The organism is Providencia sp., from assembly GCF_052096715.1.
Classification (GTDB): domain Bacteria; phylum Pseudomonadota; class Gammaproteobacteria; order Enterobacterales; family Enterobacteriaceae; genus Providencia.
In genome coordinates this window covers 33820-54811 of sequence record NZ_JBQDNB010000006.1, presented here as the reverse complement: position 1 = coordinate 54811, position 20992 = coordinate 33820, and the positions used below count along the sequence as shown (strand labels likewise).

The following is a 20992-nucleotide window of genomic DNA, read 5'->3' as shown; positions in this document are numbered from 1 at the left end:
CATCTCTAAAAAATGGCCAGTCAGAGAATTCACTGACTGGCCTATTGATGATATCAACGGTTAAACCGCAAAAAGTGATAAGCTTGGCTTATAGCACTTTTACAATCGCATCACACAAAGGAACCATGTTCTCAAGTGTTAAGCCAGCGACGTTAATACGACCAGAGCTTACTGCATAAATACCAAATTCGCTACGCAGGCGTTCTACTTGCTCTTTGGTTAAGCCACTGAATGAGAACATACCGTTTTGGTTGATGATGAAGCTAAAGTCTTGTTTAGCGCCTTTCTCTTCCAACGTTTTTACGAGCAGCTGGCGCATACGTTTAATACGTTCACGCATTGATGTTAGTTCTTGGATCCATTCTGCTTTTAAATTTTCATCAGACAAAATGGTTGTGACAACAGCTGCGCCATGAGCGGGCGGATTTGAGTAGTTAGCACGGATAACGGCTTTCGCTTGGCTAAATGCACGCTCTGCGTTATCGCTGTCTTTGGCGATAATGGTGCAAGCGCCAACACGTTCGTTGTATAAGCCGAAGTTTTTCGAGAAAGAGCTCGCGACAATCATTTCTGGATTGTTTTTGGTGAAAATACGCAGGCCTTCAGCATCTTCATCTAAGCCTTTGGCAAAACCTTGGTAAGCAAAGTCAAAAATAGGCAGTAAACCTTTTTCTGCACATAAGTCTGCGAGAATAGACCACTGCTCGGCTGTTGGGTCGATACCTGTTGGGTTATGGCAACAACCATGCAGTACGATTGCATCACCCGCTGTAGCGTCTGCTAGGCTGCTTATCATACCTTCAAAATCGATATCATGTTTAGCGGCACTGTAATAGCTATAAGTTTTAACTTCTAAACCAGCGGCTTCAAAAATATTGTTATGGTTAGGCCAAGTTGGGCCGCTTATCCAAACACGTTTTGCATTGGTTTGTTTTGCAATGAAATCAGCTGCGATACGTAATGCACCTGTACCGCCCGGCGCTTGTGCAGTGCGTGCACGTTTAGAGGTTACGATTTCATGGTTTTCACCAAATAGTAATATTTGGGTGACTCGACCAAACTCAGGCATTCCACTGATAGCAAGATAGTTTTTAGTATTTTCGTTATCAAGCAGAAATTTCTCTGCTTTTTTAACAGTATCAAGCACAGGTGTTTTACCTGATTCGTCTTTGTAGACGCCAATACCTAAGTTAATTTTGTTATCTCGAGGATCCGCACGGAAACTATCAGCAAGACCGAGAATAGGGTCCGCAGGGGCAGCAGTGATTTTTTCAAACATGTTATCGATTCCAAAGCTCTGTTGTTAGCTGAAAGGTGGTTTAGCCGAAAATGTCGAGTTCTCAGGGTAACGTGAGCGAAGGGATTTGCCAACTGTTTTACCGATAATTGGTGAGATCTTGTGAACTAGATAGATATTGCCTGCAATACGACCAGTAATCGCCAGTAATACAGTGATATTGTCTAATTATTAGTTTTTAAAGCAAGATAATGAGTGTGGTGATGAGAGTGTTGATTGTATTTTTAGAGGAAATGCATTATTTAGCGCTTAGCTTAGATGAGCCAAAGTCGTGGGTGATAATAGGCATCGTAATTACAAGATAGGGAGATAAAGCGATAAGTGATGCTGCGAATAATAACCAATAAAAAAGCAGCACCGAAGTGCTGCTTTCAAAAACATATTTACTGTTTCAAAATTATCAGTTAGCTGATAATTAGAATTGGTAAACTAGACCTAAACCAACTACGTTGTCTGTCATCAGACCGTAAGTTTTAGAGAAGTCATTGTCTTTCAGCAGGTTGATTTTGTAATCAACAACTGCAGACATGTTTTTGTTGAAGTAGTAGTAAGAACCTACAGAGATGTATTTAACGATGTCGCCGTTACCGCCTGCGATATCTTTACCTTTTGATTGGTTATAACCTAAAGATGGTTTCAAACCGAAATCGAACAGGTACTGTGCTACTAACTCAACGTTTTCAGTTTTGTTAGCAATAGTATCATTTTTACCGAAGTGGGTAGTATTCAGTGCTTGACCATACATAGCAGCTAAGTAAACATTGTTAGCGTCGAATTTACCACCAACGTTCCATGCTTGAGCTTTATCGCCACCAGCAGCTGTTGTATTTTTCTGTGCAGGAGTACGTGAAGAGTTAGAATAACCACCACCCAGAGTCACGCCCCAACCTAAGTCATAAGCGGTAGATAGACCGTAGCCGTCACCGTTATTTTCGTAAGCTGTTTTAGCACTAGATTTGTTGTTGTCGCCATTTTTGCCTTGGTATTGCAGGGCAAAGCTTAGGCCATCAACATAACCGAATGCATTGTTGTTACGGTAAGTTAATAGGTTACGGTTACGGCTAGTCATGAACGTGTCAGTCTGAGCCATAGTGTCGCCGCCCCATAAAGGCATAACGTCGGTCCATGCGTTCGTATCATAGATTACGCCGTAGTTACGGCCGTAGTCGATTGAACCGAAATCAGCGAATTTCAAACCAGCGTAAGCTAAACGGTTTTTGTTTTCGTTGTTAGTTTCAGTTTTGTTAGTTTTAGTTTCCCACTCGAAACGACCAAAACCAGTCAGTTGATCAGTGATTTGAGTGTCGCCTTTGATACCTACACGAACACGTGAATCATCACCGTCTTGGCTTGGTTTTGCATCACCCTTGCTGTCTTTTTTATCAGCAGATGCGAAATAGTGACGAACGTCAACTTTACCGTAAACGTCTAATTTGTTGCCGTCTTTGTTATAAACTTCAGCTGCGTTTGCTGCGCCTGCAGACAACAGAGCTGGGATAACTATTGCAAGAATATTGCGCTTCATCATTATTATTACCCTCATTGGTGTTATTTTCGGACACCTGCCACTGCCAAAAATAATTCTCAAATTTATTTGGAACTATTTATGAGAGATTAGTGTCGTCTATGTCGGCGACCAGTGTTCCATTGCTAAATAAATTAATCCACCCTCAAAGTGCTACAAAAACGAAGTTTCTGTAACAAATGGTAATAATGTGTTTCAAAATGTAAAAAATAGATCAAATAATAACCGCACATCGTACCAGTTTAAAAAATATTACAAAAATAAGTGAACTTTTTCACAAGGCGAATTGAGCTTTTTTTGAGCGACTTAGGGAAACTCGAATGCTGTTTTGTGCTAAAAGAAGTCAGTAATTGGATCGCAAAAGCAGATAATTCTTAGCTATTCCTTATAAGATTGAATAACAGGCCACTTATAAGGCGATAACGGAAAATTTGTGATTGAGTTAACAACTATACAGAATTTATGCTGAGGTATAAAAACAGAATAATAATTAAGATTTCTACAAAAAGTATTGGGCCAATCTGATGATTGACCCAATATTTAGCAAATTAACTCAGTAGAAACAGAAAGTAAAAAATACTTAGCTAATTTGTGACACTAGAATGAAGCATTTCTTGGGGTACGTGGGAATGCAATAACTTCACGCACGTTGCCAACACCTGTGACATACGCCACTAAACGTTCGAAACCTAAGCCGAATCCTGAATGTGGCACTGTGCCGTAACGACGCAGATCGCGATACCACCAGTAATCTTCTTTATTCATACCCATCTCTTCAAGACGCGCATCTAGCATATCAAGACGTTCTTCACGTTGTGAGCCACCGATGATCTCACCAATACCCGGTGCTAATACGTCCATTGCGGCAACGGTTTTACCGTCTTCGTTGAGGCGCATATAAAAAGCTTTAATATCTTTCGGGTAATTTTTAACCACAACAGGTGCTTTAAAGTGTTGTTCTGCTAAATAACGCTCATGTTCAGATGACATATCAACACCCCAATAAACTGGGTTTTCAAATTTCTGACCACAATTTTCGAGGATTTTTATCGCATCGGTGTAATCCACTTGTGCGAAATCTGAATTAACAAAGCTTTCAAGGCGATTGATTACTTCTTTATCAACACGCTGAGCAAAGAACTCTAAGTCGTCACGGCGTTCATCTAATGCGGCTTTAAAAGCATATTTGAGCATTTGCTCTGCAAGGCCTGCAATATCGTCTAGGTTTGCAAAAGCCACTTCAGGTTCCAACATCCAAAATTCAGCCAAGTGACGGCTAGTATTTGAATTTTCAGCACGGAAAGTGGGTCCGAAAGTGTAGATTTTGCTAATAGCAGTAGCATAAGCTTCGCCATTAAGCTGACCTGAAACCGTTAGGAACGCTTCGCGACCAAAAAAGTCTTCGCTAAAATCAACTTCGCCTTTGTCATTGCGCGGTAAGTTGTTGTAGTCCAGTGTGGAAACACGGAACATTTCACCGGCACCTTCGGTATCTGATGCGGTGATTAATGGGGTTGATACCCAGAAATAACCTTGTTCATCAAAGAAGCGATGAAGTGCTTGTGCCAATGTATGGCGAACTCGTGCAACCGCACCAATTAAGTTAGTACGTGGGCGCAAGTGAGCCGCTTCGCGTAAAAACTCAACGCTATGGCGTTTTGCTGCCATAGGGTAGGTGTCAGGATCATCAATCCAACCGACAACTTTCACGGCTGTCGCGTCAAGTTCAAAGGATTGTCCTTGACCTGGCGATTCTTTAACGGTGCCTGTGACTTCAACTGAGCAACCGGTTGTTAGATGAAGGACTTCGTCATTATAATTTGATAAATTATTATTGATGATAGCCTGTAATGGGTTAAAGCAAGAACCGTCATAAACGGCGAGGAAAGAAAAACCAGCATTTGAATCTCTCCTTGTACGTACCCAGCCTTGAACGGTGACTTCTGAGCCTACCGCCACTCGGCCTTGCAGTACGTCGACTACAGGCGCTACTATCATAAAATTTACTCTCTTTTAATTTAACGATATCTACTTTAACTATCTCAATCCGTCATACTTCAAGCTGTAGATGCGTTGGCTTCGCAAATCGAACCTAGTCACATACTTATGTATGCTCCTAGGTCTCAATTTGTTTGCCGCCTTCCTACAACTCGAATTATTTAGGATATAACTCAAATCGTATTAAAATCATTTAATAAATTGAATTGCTAGATATTCCTTATTTAAGGTATAGCAATCAATGTATAACGAATAAAATAGTAAAGTAGGGATATATTAACGAAATCCCATATTTCAGGGGCCAAAGCTCTATGTTACTTGCCATTTAGTAGGAAACAAGTAAAAAATCGCTACAAACCTTTCTATTTGAATATAAACGATAGAGATAGGGCTCAAAAGCTATAGTAATAGTAAGCAGGCGAAAGCAAAAGCGCTTTTAAAGCGCCGCATAAGAAAAATGTAAATTCTTATGCGGCGAGGCTAAAAATAGGGGTGAGGACTAGCTGGCTTTTTCCAGTTTAGGTAGGTCAAAAGCTTTTCTGAGTTGGTTGACGAATTCATCGTCTTCACACATCGTTTTGCCTGGACTGTCGGATAATTTCGCGACGGGCTTTCCATTACATTCAACTAATTTAATCACAATATTCAGCGGCACGACATTAGGAATATTGCAGGTCAGTCGTGTGCCAATACCGAAAACTAAATTAATTCGCTGATGGAAGTAGCGATAAAGCTCAAGGGCTTTTTGCAAATCAAGGCTATCAGAAAAGACCAATGTTTTGCTTAGCGGATCTATACCTAATTTTTCATAGTGGGCAATGGCTTTTTTACCCCATTCAATCGGATCGCCCGAATCATGGCGTAATCCTTGGTAGCGCTTCGCAAAATTTTCATCAAAGTCGCGTAAAAATGCATCCATAGTGATACAGTCAGTCAATGCAATACCGAGTTGATCAGGATATTCGTTAAGCCAACTTTGTAGCGCTTCGCGCTGACTATTGGATAATTCAGGGCTTATTTGTTGGTGCGCTTGGAACCATTCATGGGCTTGTGTGCCAACGGGTATCAAGTCTAACTCGTGGGCGAGCTTGTAATTACTTGTCCCAACCAAATAAGGGAATTCATTTTTTAGCATAGAAACAATGGCAGATTGCACACTGTAGGAGAAACGCCTACGTGTACCGAAATCCATTAGTTTAAAGTTAGATAGGTCAAGTTGGTTTTCGGATGCTTGGCTATAGAAAATAGTCAGTAATTTTCTTAACTGGTTAACGGCATCTTCATCAGTGACATTTGGATGTCTATCACGTTGGACTATTTCACTGACTAGCGCAAGAAGGGGGACTTCCCACAGGATCACTTCACGCCATGGACCACTTATACGAATAGCTAATTGCCCGTCATCAGTGACAGAAACCTTAACTTGTTCAGGGTTAAAACGAAATGATTTAAACCAAGTGAGATAGTCTTCTTGGAAAAATGGCAGGCTACGTAAGAAGCTTAATTCTTCATCAGAAAGTGATAGTTTCGCCATCAAGTTAATTTGCTGTTGGATCGCATTTGCGTAGGCACCTAAGCGCTCACTGCTACGGCAACGAAACTCAGCAACCACCGGCACTTGGTTGTAGTGGTGAAAGACCGCCTGCTGCATATGGAGCTTATAAGCATCGGTGTCGAGTAGTGATGTAATAATTGGTGTAGCGTCTAAATTCATGGCGCGCAGGCATCCTCTCGGAGCTTATCTACTTAGTTATACCCATCATATTCATGTACACGTAAACGTCATTGAGTTGCTCTATTCGACGCTGTCATGTCACTTGAATTATCAAGGGTCTAAATCATTAAAGTTGCAAAAGTATACTCACTTTACCAAAAGATTGAAGTTTTATTCTATCTTGATGTGCCGTGAGGACATTTCAACTTTAATTCACCTGTTTATTTTTTAATGTATTGCTTTCAAATCAATGTGTAATACTTTCAAATGAATATCTAAAATAGACGAATTAAGCAAATAATTTGAATGCTAATAATTTACTGTGAGTGATACCACAAAAAGGAACTAATCACCGATTGATACTAACAGGTAATGAAATATTTAATAGTGGGATAGCACCAACAAACAAACGATTTGTTAACAAAGTTAGGTACGGTTATAGATAAAGTGACAACATTCTTATATAAAAGCTTAATATCTTTTGATGAAAATGTTTCTCAAATCCGTTCACATTATCAGTTGTTATAGTATTGTATGAAGTAACAAAACAGCACGATACTGAATTAACGCATAATAAGGTTACCTTATGACCCAGTTACGACAAGCAAAATATCGCCATGATTATCAAGCTCCTGATTATACTATCAATGAAATCGCACTCGATTTTAACCTTGACCCAGTAAAGACTGTAGTAACGGCAGTCAGTAAGGTTAAACGTCTTAATCCTCAATCTTCGACGCTTGAGTTACATGGTGAAGATTTATCACTCATTAGCCTTGAAATCGATGGTCAGGCTTGGACTCAATATAAAGAAGAAGACGGAAAATTAATTATTGAGGGCTTACCTGAAACATTTACCTTGCGCATTGTGAATGAAATCAGCCCTGAAAAAAATACCGCATTAGAAGGTTTGTATGTTTCTGGGGAAGCATTGTGTACGCAATGCGAGGCCGAAGGCTTCCGTCATATCACCTACTTTCAAGACAGGCCTGACGTTTTAGCCCGTTACACCACAACTATCACCGCAGATAAAACACGTTACCCTTACTTATTATCAAATGGTAATCGTGTTGCAAAAGGTGAGCTGGAAGATGGCCGTCATTGGGTTAAATGGGAAGATCCATTCCCAAAACCAAGTTATTTATTTGCAGTTGTCGCGGGTGATTTTGATGTTTTAAAAGATGTTTTTATTACCCGTAGTGGTCGCGAAGTCGCCTTAGAGTTGTTTGTTGATAAAGGTAATTTAGACCGTGCGCCTTGGGCAATGCAGTCATTGAAAAATGCCATGAAATGGGATGAAGAGCGTTTTGGCCTTGAATATGATCTTGATATTTATATGATTGTGGCCGTTGATTTCTTCAATATGGGCGCAATGGAAAATAAAGGCCTGAATGTTTTCAACTCTAAATATGTTTTAGCGAAAAGTGAAACGGCGACAGATAAAGATTATCTCGGTATTGAATCGGTCATTGGTCATGAATATTTTCATAACTGGACCGGTAACCGTATCACTTGTCGCGATTGGTTCCAATTAAGTCTAAAAGAAGGTTTGACTGTTTTTCGCGATCAAGAATTTAGTTCAGATTTAGGTTCTCGCTCAGTAAATCGTATCAACAATGTTAAAGTGATGCGTGCGGCTCAATTTGCTGAAGATGCAAGCCCAATGGCACATCCAATTCGCCCTGAAAAAGTTATTGAAATGAATAACTTTTATACTTTGACCGTCTATGAAAAGGGATCTGAAGTTATTCGGATGATCCACACATTACTCGGCGAAGAGATGTTTCAAGCAGGTATGCAGTTATATGTACATCGCCATGATGGTAGCGCCGCGACTTGTGATGATTTTGTTCAAGCGATGGAAGATGCATCAAATGTCGATTTATCACTATTTCGTCGTTGGTATAGCCAATCAGGCACGCCAGTATTAACGGTACGCGATGAATATTTGCCTGAAAAGCAACAATATGTTCTGCATGTGAGCCAAATGACGCCACCTACAGCAGATCAAGCTGAAAAACTTCCTCTGCATATTCCTTTGGATATTGAATTGTATGGACAAGATGGCGCGGTGATCCCATTAAAACGCGAAGGGAATCAGGTAAATTCAGTTTTAAATATTACCCAAGAGTCGCAAACTTTTGTTTTTGATGAAATCACCAGTCAACCAGTACCTTCGTTGCTACGTGAGTTTTCAGCGCCTGTTAAGCTTGACTATCCTTATACTGATGAGCAACTAGCCTTCTTAATGCAACATGCCAGCAATGAATTCTCACGTTGGGATGCGGCTCAGCAGTTAATTAATAACTATGCGAAAATCAACGTTGCAAAATTTCATCAGGGTGAAGCGTTAGTTTTACCTGAGCATGTCATTGATGCGTTTCGAGCTGTGCTGTTGAGTGATTCAATTGATCCGGCTTTGGCTGCATTGATTTTAACGTTGCCATCAGAAAATGAGATTGCGGAACAATTCCCTGTGATTGATCCTGTTGCTATTCATGAAGTTCATAATTTCATTTATGGTCAACTGGCTACCCAATTACATGATGAATTTTTGGCGGTATATGGTTCAATTAAAATTGATGGATATCGAGTTGATCACCAAGACATTGCTAAGCGTGCATTACGTAATACTTGCTTGCAATATCTTGCTGCGGGTGACGATAAGGAATTGGCCAATAAATTGGTTCAAAACCAATATAAAACCGCGGATAACATGACTGACTCGCTAGCTGCGCTAACCGCAGCTTATGAAGAGAAATTGCCTTGTCATGTTGAATTAATGGCTGATTTTGATGAACGCTGGCACCATGATGGTCTGGTGATGGATAAATGGTTTGCTTTGCAAGGCGCTAATTCTTCTAAAGATGCGCTAGAAAATGTCCGAAAATTATTAAATCATCGTTCATTTAGTATGAGTAATCCAAACCGTATTCGTTCATTAGTCGGGGCTTTCACGGCAGGTAACCCAGTGAATTTTCATGCAGAAGATAGCAGTGGATATCAATTCTTATATGAAATATTAGTTGATTTAAACACGCGTAACCCGCAAGTTGCCTCAAGATTGATTGAGCCGTTAATTCGCTTAAAGCGTTATGATGAAAAGCGTCAAGGTTTGATGCGTAATATCCTTTTGCAATTAAAAGCATTAGACAACCTTTCAGGGGATTTATTTGAGAAGGTGACTAAAGCGTTAGAAAGCTAACAGTATCAAAACTAGGTTTATATATTTCCTAAATGGGATAACGATTAAACTGTCAATTTAAGCCCTTAAATTAAATTTTAGGGGCTTTTTATTATCTATTATTTTTATCTTGTTGTTGTCCTCGCATATCTAACAGGGTCTTAAATGGTGATAAATCAATCAAACATCATTTTTATTGATTTTTTCATGGGTAAATAACGTCAAGTTAAGGTAGTCTATAGCGCGTTTTATCGAATGAAAAATAAGCTATGTTATTAGGGGCTCGGCAAACTAAATTGGCGAGTGTATTGGCACGCGCAATATTGTGTCTTTCTTTACGCTTAGACATGTATTCGCATAGATAGAAAATAGGTTATTGAATATGTTATATCACCTTGCCCGCAAGGCACTATTTCAGTTCGACCCTGAAAAAGCTCACGAATTGACTTTTCGTCAGCTCCAACGTTTAACTAATTCCCCTCTAAAATTCCTTTTACGCCAATCTGTTGCGACTAAACCTGTTCAATGCATGGGACTTTCGTTTAAGAATCCCTTAGGGCTTGCTGCGGGTTTAGACAAAGATGGTGATTGTATTGATGCTTTCGGCGCTATGGGTTTTGGTTTTGTTGAGATTGGAACGATTACGCCGAAACCACAGTCAGGTAATGACAAGCCGCGTTTGTTTAGATTAGTCGAAGCGGAAGGTTTGATTAATCGAATGGGATTTAATAATAAAGGCGTTGATAACCTTGTTGAGAATGTCAAAAAATCAAATTATGGCGGAATAATTGGTATTAATATTGGTAAAAATAAAGATACGCCCGTTGAACAAGGTAAAGACGACTATTTAATTTGCATGGATAAAGTTTATGCCCATGCCGGTTATATTGCCGTGAATATTTCTTCTCCAAATACTCCCGGTCTACGCACTTTGCAATATGGCGAAGCTTTAGATGATTTATTAAGTGGTATTAAAGCTAAGCAACTTGAGTTGCAATCTGTGTATCAGAAATATGTTCCAGTTGCTGTTAAAATTGCACCGGATTTAACTGAAGAAGAAATTATTCAGGTTGCTGATAGCCTAGTTCGACATAATATAGATGGTGTTATTGCCACGAATACAACGTTAGACCGTTCATTGGTACAAGGTTTAAATTATTGCAATGAAATGGGGGGATTAAGCGGACGCCCAGTTCAATTAAAAAGTACCCAAGTGATTAAGCTTATTTCCCAAGAATTAAACGGTAAATTGCCAATTATTGGTGTGGGTGGAATTGATTCACTGACTGCCGCTCGGGAAAAAATGGAAGCTGGGGCCTCATTAATACAAATTTATTCTGGCTTTATTTACCATGGACCTAAATTAATAAAAGATATTGTCAATAATATCTAATAAAGTGTAAATTTACATATCAAGGGGGTTTATTTATTCCCCCTTTTAATCTATATTATGAATATTGTTTATTTTTTAACTAGTTTTATCTCCTTTATGCTTTAAGTTATAGGTTATTTACGTCAAATATAGCGCTTTATTATCTAATCTTAACTTGGACATTAAGGACTCATTATAGATTTTTGGAACAATCATTATTGATGATCGATCCTAAAGTTTATTTACCGATAAATCGCTGAAGGATCGTTTATGAAAATTAAACCTGATGATCATTGGCGTTGGTATTTTGATCATGATCATGACAGGGTGATGCTAGACCTCGCCAACGGAATGATATTCCGGTCATGTTTTCCCGCAAAAATGCTAACGGCTTTTGCTCGAAATGAAATGCCATTTAGTATTGAAGATGCAGGTGAATATTATATATTTGATGAGCAAGCGAAGAGATTAAATATAACTCTCGAAGAAAGAGCGGAGTTAGTATTAAATAGTCTTGTTGCTTTTCGTTTTTTAAAACCACAAATGCCTAAAAGCTGGTATTTTTCAACCTTTCACTATGTTACTGAGCCTGCTCAAGGGCAATTGGTTCAAGTGTGTTTAGAGAATACTAATTGCTATTCAACATTTATCATTGCGGAAGCAGGTATATCGGCGAGTTTATGTTTATTAGCGGAGCCACAGCTTGAATTATCAGATAGGACTTTGCGATTTTGCGATCCAATTAAGATCATGAATGATCGTATGATGCAATATTCAGCTAAGACTAAGCGTATACTATATGGAAATGTCATTTAGTTGATCGTTTATGATCGGTGAATACAGAAAAGTAAAAATAAATAAAATACCATCATATAAATATAACGATTAATTTAACGCTAGTTTATTAACACCATCACTTTATCTAAATTATTTTTCGTGATGGTGTTTGAATAGACAAATCTATTAATACTATTTTAAAGCGAGTTTGACTGCGCTTTTAGGTATGCAGCTACAGGCTAATATATAGCCATTATCTTTAATTGCACTTTGTTTTAATGGTGTTACTTCCCCTTCGATAAGCTTTATTTTACAACAACCACAAAGACCTGCACGGCATGAATATGGAACAGAGATACCATGTGATTCAAGCTGTTCTAAGATAACACTCTGATTATCCCCTTGATATTCAATACCTTCAAAGATTAAACTCAACGTGTTGATTTGTGGTTTATTGGTCGATATCGCGACGGGTGTTTCTCTTTCTTTCTCAACGTATTTTTCTGCTAACTTGGTTTCTAATACGGTGAGTTGATCGCCAACGCGAATGACACCCGTGTTGTGAATAATGACATTTTGACCAAAATCCACATTCCCATTTTCTGCTGTGCGGAATGTTTGTAACGTTGCCAGAGGCTCACTATTCGGATGTTTGATGCCTTTTTCAGGGCTGACGGTAGTTAAAATGCAGCGACTACAAGGCTTGTCTAAAGTGAAAACGATATTGCCTATTTGAATTTTTTTCCAGGTATCTTCTTCGAAAGGTTTGGCGCCAGTAATAATCAAGTTACCGCGAAATTGCTCAAGCTTAATACTTGCAGGGCAACGACGTTGAAGTTCTTGTACTGAAGATTCACTAATTAATAGAAAAGGGTAACCATCTGCAAAGGATAATGGAATATCGGTATGGGTTTTCACTCTGCGAGATAGCTGAGGACTGAGCCAACGTAATTGAACTGGCTCGTCAAAAAAGCTGCTTAACCAACTATTTATGGCATCCGGCGCAATAAGCGCATGAAAATGATTGCCCCAAACTTCAGTAGGACTCTGATTATCGTTAAAGTCCTGATACAATACGGTAGCGCTTTCGCCATTTGGTGCTCTAAGATAAAGCCCATTATTAAGCATAGCGGGTGTGAACAGTAACATCTGTGGATATTTTCTTGCAGTAATGAATTTACCTTCCAGTGTCGTTACCATAAAGTTACGATCAAAAGTCAGTCCGCTGATATCAGCGAATGCATGAGATAAACGTATCCCTCTCATTGATTTGATTGGGTGTGTATAAATGCGCGAAAGCGTTATCATTTTTTAATCCTTATAATTGTTGCACAGCAACTTTATGACAAGCGCATAAGATTAGCTATAATGCGCAACAATTTTCATTGAAATCGGTAATAAATACTATGAATTCTTTGTTTGCCAGCACAGCTCGAGGCCTGGAAGAACTACTGAAAACGGAATTGGAAGCTCTTGGAGCTAGCCAGTGCAAGATTGCACAAGGGGGTGTCTATTTTCAGGCCGATGAACGAGTGATGTACCAAAGCCTACTTTGGAGTCGGCTGGCATCGCGTATTTTATTGCCTTTAAGTGATTTTGACGTCTATAGCGATATGGATTTGTATCTAGGTGTACAAGCGATTGACTGGACAGAAATTTTCTCAGTTAATGACACATTTGTGGTGCACTTTACCGGTACGAATGACGAAATTCGTAATAGTCAGTATGGTGCATTGAGAGTCAAAGATGCCATCGTAGACTGCTTTACGCGTAAGTTAGATCAACGACCTGATGTTGCACGTCAGCAAGCTGATATTCGTGTCAATGTGTACCTTAATAAAGAAAGAGTCAGTGTTGCTTTAGATTTAAGTGGCGACTCTTTACATGTTCGTGCTTATCGTGACCTTGCGGGTCAAGCACCATTAAAAGAAACCTTGGGTGCGGCGATTATTAATCGTTCTGGCTGGCAAAATGGGACGCCTTTGGTCGATCCTATGTGTGGTTCAGGTACTTTATTAATTGAAGCTGCAATGATGGCTGCGGATAGAGCGCCAGGTTTATATCGTGAGCATTGGGGTTTTTACGCGTGGTCGAAATATAATGCGGAGCTATGGCGTGAACTAAAAGCGGAAGCACAAGTGCGTTTTCGTCAAGGTCTTAAAGAAACGACTTCACGTTTTTATGGTTATGACATTGATAAACGTGTATTAGATATGGCACGCGCTAATGCACGCAGAGCAGGGCTACAAGATTTAATTAGCTTTAATCAAGGGGATGCAGCATCTCTTGAAAATCCAGTAAAAACTGAGATAACCGGTACGATTGTTTGTAATCCACCATACGGTGAACGTTTAGAAAGCGAGCCAGCGCTGGTGGCATTGCACAGTCAATTTGGACGTGTCGTTAAAGCTCGTTTTCCTGGATGGCGTTTTTCGGTATTCAGTGGTTCACCTGAGTTACTGAGTTGTTTGCAATTACGTTCAGAGCGCGAATTTAAGGCCAAAAATGGTCCTCTCGATTGCGTGCAGAAAAACTATATACTGGCAGCAGTACCTTCTGAAGGTGTTGGTGAAATTTCTCCTGATTTTGCAAATCGTTTGCGTAAAAATCATAAAAAACTGAGTAAATGGGCGAAGCAGCAAGGTGTTGATTGCTACCGAGTCTATGATGCGGATTTGCCTGAATATAACGTAGCCGTGGATATTTACGGTAGCAAAGTGGTTGTGCAAGAATATGCGCCACCAAAAACCGTTGATGAGCGTAAAGCACGCCAACGTCTATTTGATGTCATTACAGCCACGATGAATGTTTTGGAATTGACCTCTAATCAGTTGATACTGAAAACGCGTCAACGTCAAAAAGGCAAACAACAATACGAAAAATTGGCACAAAAAGATGATTTCTTTTTAGTGCAAGAATACAACGCGAAAATGTTAGTTAACTTAACGGACTACCTTGATACAGGATTATTCCTTGATCATCGTGTCGCGCGTCGAATGTTAGGGCAAATGAGTAAAGGTGCAGATTTTCTAAATCTGTTCTGTTATACAGGCTCTGCAACTGTTCATGCAGGTCTTGGCGGCGCAAAAAGTACCACTTCTGTTGATATGTCGCGTACTTATTTAGAATGGGCAGAGAAAAATCTACAAGCAAATGGTTTATCTGGTCGCCAACATCGTTTAATACAAGCGGATTGTTTAGGCTGGTTAGCGAATAGTGACGAACAATTTGATCTGATCTTCATCGATCCCCCTACGTTCTCAAATTCAAAACGTATGGATGGTACTTTCGACGTACAACGCGATCACATTCAATTAATTACCGATTTAAAACGCCTGCTACGCCGTGGTGGAACTGTCATGTTTTCGAATAATAAACGTGGTTTCAAAATGGATACTGAGGCGCTGGATGAGCTAGGGCTACATGCAGAAGAAATTACTGGCAAAACACGTTCAGAAGATTTCGCCCGTAATCGTCAAATTCATAACTGCTGGCTAATTCGTCACGCAGAGTAAAGGATAAGAATCAATGGCTTTAATTAATTTGTCTGGTGCATACCTTGCTTTTAGTGATGCACCACTACTTGATAACACAGAAATACATATTGAAGATAATGAACGAGTTTGTTTAGTTGGCCGTAATGGTGCGGGCAAATCAACGTTGATGAGAGTGCTGACTAAAGAGCAACCTCTTGATGATGGTCAGCTAATTTATGAACAAGATCTTATCGTGGCACGTTTGCAACAAGACCCTCCGCGTAACGTTGAAGGGACTATTTATGATTTTGTTGCTGAAGGCGTCGCTGAACAAGCACAATATTTAAAAGATTATCACCATATCTTAAAATTGGTTGAAGAAGACCCGAGTGAGAAAAATTTAAATAAATTATCTGAAGTTCAAGAAATTCTAGATAACCGTAATTTATGGCTACTCGATTCTCGTATTGAGGACGTTCTAAAGAAACTAGGTTTACCGGGAGATGCTGAGCTGTCTTCACTTTCGGGTGGGTGGTTGCGTAAAGCGGCTTTAGGTCGTGCGCTGGTGAGTAATCCTCGCGTATTGTTCCTTGATGAGCCAACGAACCACTTAGATATCGAAACTATTTTATGGTTGGAAAATTTCTTAAAAGATTTCCAAGGTAGTATCGTATTTATTTCCCATGACCGTTCTTTTATTCGTAATATGGCAACTCGTATTATCGATTTAGACCGAGGACAATTAGCGTCATGGCCGGGTGATTATGACAACTACTTGTTGAGTAAAGAAGAAGCTCTGCGCGTAGAAGAAATGCAAAATGCTGAGTTTGATCGCAAGCTAGCACAAGAAGAAACTTGGATCCGCCAAGGGATTAAAGCGAGACGTACGCGTAATGAAGGTCGTGTTCGTGCACTGAAAGCCTTGCGAGTCGAGCGTTCCGAGCGCCGTGAAGTAATGGGAACTGCACGCATGCAAGTTGGCGAAGCTGCCCGTTCAGGCAAAATTGTGTTTGAAATGGAAAACGTGAATTATCAAATTGATAATAAAGTACTCGTCAATGATTTTTCTGCGCAAGTTATGCGTGGAGACAAAATTGCGCTAGTGGGCCCAAATGGATGTGGTAAAACAACTTTGCTACGTTTGATGCTTGGTGATTTACAGGCAGATAGTGGTCGAGTACATTGTGGTACAAAACTTGAAGTTGCCTATTTTGACCAACATCGTGCTGCACTTGACCCAGATAAAACCGTGATGGATAACCTTGCTGAAGGTAAGCAAGAAGTCATGGTTAACGGTAAACCGCGCCATGTCTTAGGTTATTTACAAGACTTTATGTTCCCACCAAAACGTGCCATGACACCAGTGAGAGCATTGTCCGGTGGTGAGCGTAATCGTTTATTACTTGCTCGTTTATTTTTAAAACCAAGTAACTTATTGATCCTCGATGAGCCAACCAATGACCTTGATGTGGAAACATTAGAGCTACTTGAAGAATTAGTTGATAGTTATCAAGGTACTGTGTTGTTGGTCAGCCATGACCGTGAATTTGTTGATAACAGTGTGACAGAGTGCTGGATTTTTGAAGGCAATGGCGTAATTAAGCGTTTTGCGGGCGGATATTTTGATGCTCAGCAACAAAGAGCACAAACTGTGAGTTTAAAGCCTGAACAAAACAGTAAAGTCGCTGCGCCAGAAAAAAGTGTTAAGCCAAAAGAGCCAACAAAGAAAGTGAATAAGTTAAGCTACAATTTGCTGCGTGAATTAGAGTTACTACCAGCAAAATTAGAGCAACTTGAATCCGAAGTTGAAGCGCTTCAGGCAAAAATTGGTGATGCTGATTTCTTTAATCAACCTCATGATGTTACAGAAAAAACCTTGAGCTCTCTGGCTGAAAAAGAGCAAGAATTAGAGCAAGCGTTTGATCGTTGGCAAGAGCTTGAATTACAGAAAAACGGTTGAGATAACGATTTGAAATAAAGAGGAGAGACAATACCTTGTGTTCTCATGAGTCTCATGAACATGTACTTTGTACACAGTGTGACATGCTGATTGCCGTTCCTGAATTGGAACAGGGCAGTAAAGCGACTTGTCCACGCTGTGATACAACGTTAATTTCAAAGTGGCGATACCCTTACAAGCAACCAGCAGCTTATGCATTTAGCGCACTAGCGATGCTATTTGTTGCTTGTCTATTTCCTTTTGTGAAAATGGGCGCGGCGGGTATTGAAAATGAGATCTCTCTTTTTCAAATCATTGAAATTATCTCGACAACCCGCTATAGCGGTTTAGCTTTGTTTTTCTTGTTTTTTTCACTTGTCATCCCTGCATTTTGTATGGTGACGATTATTCTCTTAGGGTTGCAAGTGCATATCCCTAAGAGATTAAAAGTGTGGATAACACGCATCTTATTTCAGATGAAAACATGGTGCATGGCTGAGATATTTTTAGCGGGTGTATTAGTCAGCTTTGTAAAATTAATTGCTTATGGTGATATTGGTGTCGGGCTGAGTTTTATCCCTTATTGCTTATTTTGCATGTTACAAGTCAGGGCATTTCAGTGCCTTGACCGCCATTGGTTATGGAATCGAATTGAAGCGGCGCCTTTGCTGGATAAAAAATTGAAAGTTGGGCAAACCGGAATTAGCCAAGGTGTCAGGTTATGCCTTGTTTGCACGGCAATTTTACCGGCAGAGCAATCGCAATGTACGCGTTGTTATGCACATGGTGCCGTTCGAAAACATCAAAGTATACAATGGACTTGGGCACTATTATTAACCTCAATTTTGCTTTATATTCCTGCGAATGTATTGCCCGTCATGACAACGAATACCTTAGGTAGTGATTTGCATTCAACCATTATGGATGGTGTGATATTACTGTGGGAAGATGGTTCCTATCCTGTGGCTTTAATTATTTTTATTGCCAGTATTATGGTGCCATCATTGAAAATGATAAGTATTGCGTGGCTATGCCTTGATTCAAAAGGCTATGGCAATAGAGATCCGCATCGTATGCATTTTATTTATGAAATGGTGGAGTATGTTGGTCGTTGGTCAATGATTGACGTGTTTGTTATCACTATTTTAGCCGCATTAGTTCAAATGGGGCAGTTAATGAGTATCGTCCCTGCACAGGGTGTGATTTTCTTTGGTGTCGTTGTTATTTTAACGATGTTTGCCGCGATGACGTTTGATCCAAGATTGACATGGGATCGCAGTGAAAAAAGAAATACAGTAAAAACTGTTGAACAAGAAGGAGTCATCGGGTGACAGATCAAGAAACACCACAGGCCAACGCCAAAGTCAGTAAATTAAAAAGCTGGTCACCGGTATGGGTGATCCCTATTGTGACTGTATTATTAGGTGCTTGGATACTATTTTACCACTATAGCCATCAAGGTCCTGAAGTCACGCTGATAACTTATAACGCAGAAGGGATTGAGGCGGGTAAAACGAAAATTAAAAGTCGCAGTGTCGATATTGGTGTTGTGGAAAGCGTTACCCTCGATGACAATTTCAGTCGCGTAATCATTAAAGCGCGGCTAAATAATGACATGAAAGAGCTACTGCGTACAGATTCTGCTTTTTGGATAGTTAAACCAACAATTGGTCGTGATGGTGTGACTGGATTAGGCACGTTGTTATCAGGTGCATATATTGAATTGCAACCAGGACTCGCTGCCAAAGAGCATTTTGAATTTACCTTATTGGATACTCCACCTTTAGCGTCACCAGATGCAAAAGGTATCCGTATCACGTTGATGAGTGATAAGGCAGGGCAACTTAATCCGGGAGACCCGATTCTATTTCGCGGTTACCGTGTTGGTTCTGTCGAAACCAGTAATTTTGATATGAATAATCGTGATATGCGTTATCAATTATTCATCAATGCTCCTTATGACAAGCTAATTAGCTCTAACGTTCGTTTTTGGAAAGATAGCGGAATTGCCTTTGATATGTCATCCCAAGGGGTACATGTTGAAATGGGCTCAATTGCAACGTTATTAACGGGCGGTGTGAGTTTTGATGTGCCAGATGGTTGGGTTCCAGGTAGTAGCGTTAAAGAAAATGCTGAGTTCCAACTATTTGATAGCCAAAGTAGTATTCAGAATTCTTTATATACTCAGTATCAAGATTTCGTGTTGTTTTTCTCTGATTCAGTGCGCGGACTTCAACCGGGTGCACCTGTTGAATTCCGCGGTATTCGCCTAGGTACTGTCGCACAGGTTCCTTTTTATACCGCTGGTCTAGATCAATCACTGGATAATGATTTCCGTATTCCTGTCTTAATCCACATTGAGCCTGAACGTTTCTCAAAAGATGTTGGAGCTAATTTCAATTTAAAAAATGAATTGAAGACAGCAATGAAAGAAGGATTAAGAGGCTCATTAAAATCAGGTAATTTATTGACAGGTGCACTTTATATTGACCTCGATTTCATCCCGAATGCAGGGGAATATAAAGGACCTACCGTTGTTGCCGGTTATAAAATTATCCCGACTACAAGTGGTGGTTTAGCGCAAATACAGCAAAAAGTGATTGCGGTACTGGATAAAATTAATGATATGCCAATTGAGCCTATGTTGAACCAAACAACACAAACATTGGCTGAAGGGCAAAAAACAATTAAAGAAGCTAATGTGATGCTATCTGAACTGAATAAAGTGATGGCGAGCAAAGAGTTTCAGAATTTGCCAAATGACTTACAAAAAACGTTGCAAGAAATGAATCGCGCAATGCAAGGCTTCCAACCAGGTTCTCCTGCTTATAATAAGATGGTTGATAATATGCAACGCTTAGATCAAGTCTTAAGAGAAGTTCAGCCATTATTGCGGACATTGAATAATAAAAGTAATGCATTAGTCTTTGAAGCAGAACCGACTAAGGATGTTGAGCCGAAAGGAGTGAAAAAATAATGAGATATTTATTATCCCTATTTGTTTTGATGTTGGCGGCTTGTAGTAGCGTTCCTGAAAAAATGTATTATCAGCTGCCAATGAAATCCTCTAAGGTTCAAAATGTAGAGGTGATGAGTAAAAATCAGGTTTGGTTACAACGCATTATGTTGTCGGATGTATTGACCTCTAATGGAATAACCTATCAAACCTCAGATGTTAGCTATAGTAATGCGAGTACGCATTTATGGGCGAGCCCACTTGAGCAGCAATTAGGGCAATCAATGGTCAGTGAGCTTTCAACAGCCTTACCTGAACAGTTGGTGTCATTACAGGCGCTACAAAATTCACCTGATACGTTAGACATTACTTTAACGGCTTTTAATGGCCGCTATGATGGTATTGTTTTAGTGCAAGGCTTTTGGACCTTTACACAAGGAAAAGAAGTCACTCGCCGTAATTTTGATGTTCAATTAGAACAAAAAGAAGATGGCTACCCTGAGCTAGTACGCACACTTGCACTTGGTTGGCAACAAGTCGCTGATGGTATTGCAAAAGAAGTGATTGAACGTTAGCGATTAAAATTTGTTATTAATAGGTTAGGTTATTGAAGTGCACTCCTGATATTTAAATGGAGTGCATTTTTTTGTTATTTTTTCTATTTTTTATTTTCTTTTATCCCATCAATATATTAGTTTTTTAATCCGTTTTCGTTTACTCATAAATTCACATCTATTGCGTATAATATGATGAA

Annotated in this window: 13 protein-coding genes; 8 read left to right on the top strand and 5 right to left on the bottom strand. The window is 39.7% G+C overall.

The window, feature by feature from the left end; translation table 11 throughout:
* Positions 1-88: 88 nt before the first annotated feature.
* The 4 genes from ACTH6U_RS07000 to pncB form a co-directional block, all read right to left on the bottom strand.
* The gene (locus ACTH6U_RS07000; RefSeq protein WP_294107312.1) at positions 89-1279 is read right to left on the bottom strand and encodes an amino acid aminotransferase; all 1191 of its coding nucleotides are present in this window, start codon (positions 1277-1279) and stop codon (positions 89-91) included.
* A 433-nt stretch (positions 1280-1712) separates the two neighbouring features.
* The gene (locus tag ACTH6U_RS06995; RefSeq protein WP_441831896.1) at positions 1713-2825 is read right to left on the bottom strand and encodes a porin; all 1113 of its coding nucleotides are present in this window, start codon (positions 2823-2825) and stop codon (positions 1713-1715) included.
* Between the two features lie 594 nt (positions 2826-3419).
* A complete protein-coding gene (gene asnS / locus ACTH6U_RS06990; RefSeq protein WP_441831895.1) occupies positions 3420-4820 on the bottom strand; it encodes an asparagine--tRNA ligase in 1401 nt (466 codons plus the stop codon).
* 499 nt (positions 4821-5319) lie between these two features.
* Complete coding sequence (gene pncB / locus ACTH6U_RS06985; RefSeq protein WP_441831894.1) at positions 5320-6534, bottom strand: nicotinate phosphoribosyltransferase; 1215 nt, start codon at positions 6532-6534, stop codon at positions 5320-5322.
* Between the two features lie 586 nt (positions 6535-7120).
* Between pncB and pepN the strand changes: the two genes are divergently transcribed.
* From pepN to ACTH6U_RS06970, 3 genes are all read left to right on the top strand, one after another.
* Entirely contained in the window at positions 7121-9739 is a 2619-nt protein-coding gene (pepN, locus tag ACTH6U_RS06980) for an aminopeptidase N (protein ID WP_441831893.1), read from the top strand.
* Between the two features lie 361 nt (positions 9740-10100).
* A complete protein-coding gene (gene pyrD, locus ACTH6U_RS06975; RefSeq protein WP_441831892.1) occupies positions 10101-11111 on the top strand; it encodes a quinone-dependent dihydroorotate dehydrogenase in 1011 nt (336 codons plus the stop codon).
* Between the two features lie 249 nt (positions 11112-11360).
* Positions 11361-11906 carry a cell division protein ZapC gene (locus ACTH6U_RS06970; RefSeq protein WP_294107306.1) on the top strand — a complete coding sequence of 182 codons (546 nt, stop codon included), beginning with the start codon at positions 11361-11363 and terminating at the stop codon, positions 11904-11906.
* A 153-nt stretch (positions 11907-12059) separates the two neighbouring features.
* Here the strand turns inward: ACTH6U_RS06970 and ACTH6U_RS06965 are convergent, their stop codons facing one another.
* Positions 12060-13175, bottom strand: coding sequence for a YcbX family protein (locus ACTH6U_RS06965; RefSeq protein ID WP_441831891.1), 1116 nt, complete (start codon positions 13173-13175; stop codon positions 12060-12062).
* Between the two features lie 98 nt (positions 13176-13273).
* Between ACTH6U_RS06965 and rlmKL the strand changes: the two genes are divergently transcribed.
* From rlmKL to pqiC, 5 genes are read left to right on the top strand one after another with little or no spacing between them, the layout of a single operon-like run.
* On the top strand, positions 13274-15382 hold the full coding sequence (rlmKL, locus tag ACTH6U_RS06960) for a bifunctional 23S rRNA (guanine(2069)-N(7))-methyltransferase RlmK/23S rRNA (guanine(2445)-N(2))-methyltransferase RlmL (protein WP_294107304.1): 2109 nt from the start codon (positions 13274-13276) through the stop codon (positions 15380-15382).
* Between the two features lie 13 nt (positions 15383-15395).
* Complete coding sequence (locus tag ACTH6U_RS06955; RefSeq protein ID WP_336430810.1) at positions 15396-17303, top strand: ABC transporter ATP-binding protein; 1908 nt, start codon at positions 15396-15398, stop codon at positions 17301-17303.
* A 35-nt stretch (positions 17304-17338) separates the two neighbouring features.
* Positions 17339-18613, top strand: a complete 1275-nt coding sequence (pqiA, locus tag ACTH6U_RS06950) for a membrane integrity-associated transporter subunit PqiA (protein WP_336430809.1) — start codon at positions 17339-17341, stop codon at positions 18611-18613.
* Positions 18610-20259 (top strand): intermembrane transport protein PqiB, encoded by a 1650-nt coding sequence (pqiB, locus tag ACTH6U_RS06945; protein ID WP_294107301.1) that lies wholly within the window; start codon positions 18610-18612, stop codon positions 20257-20259. The genes pqiA and pqiB overlap by 4 nt, the downstream gene beginning before the upstream one ends.
* Complete coding sequence (gene pqiC / locus ACTH6U_RS06940) at positions 20259-20813, top strand: membrane integrity-associated transporter subunit PqiC (RefSeq protein ID WP_441831890.1); 555 nt, start codon at positions 20259-20261, stop codon at positions 20811-20813. The genes pqiB and pqiC overlap by 1 nt, the downstream gene beginning before the upstream one ends.
* Positions 20814-20992: the final 179 nt, after the last annotated feature.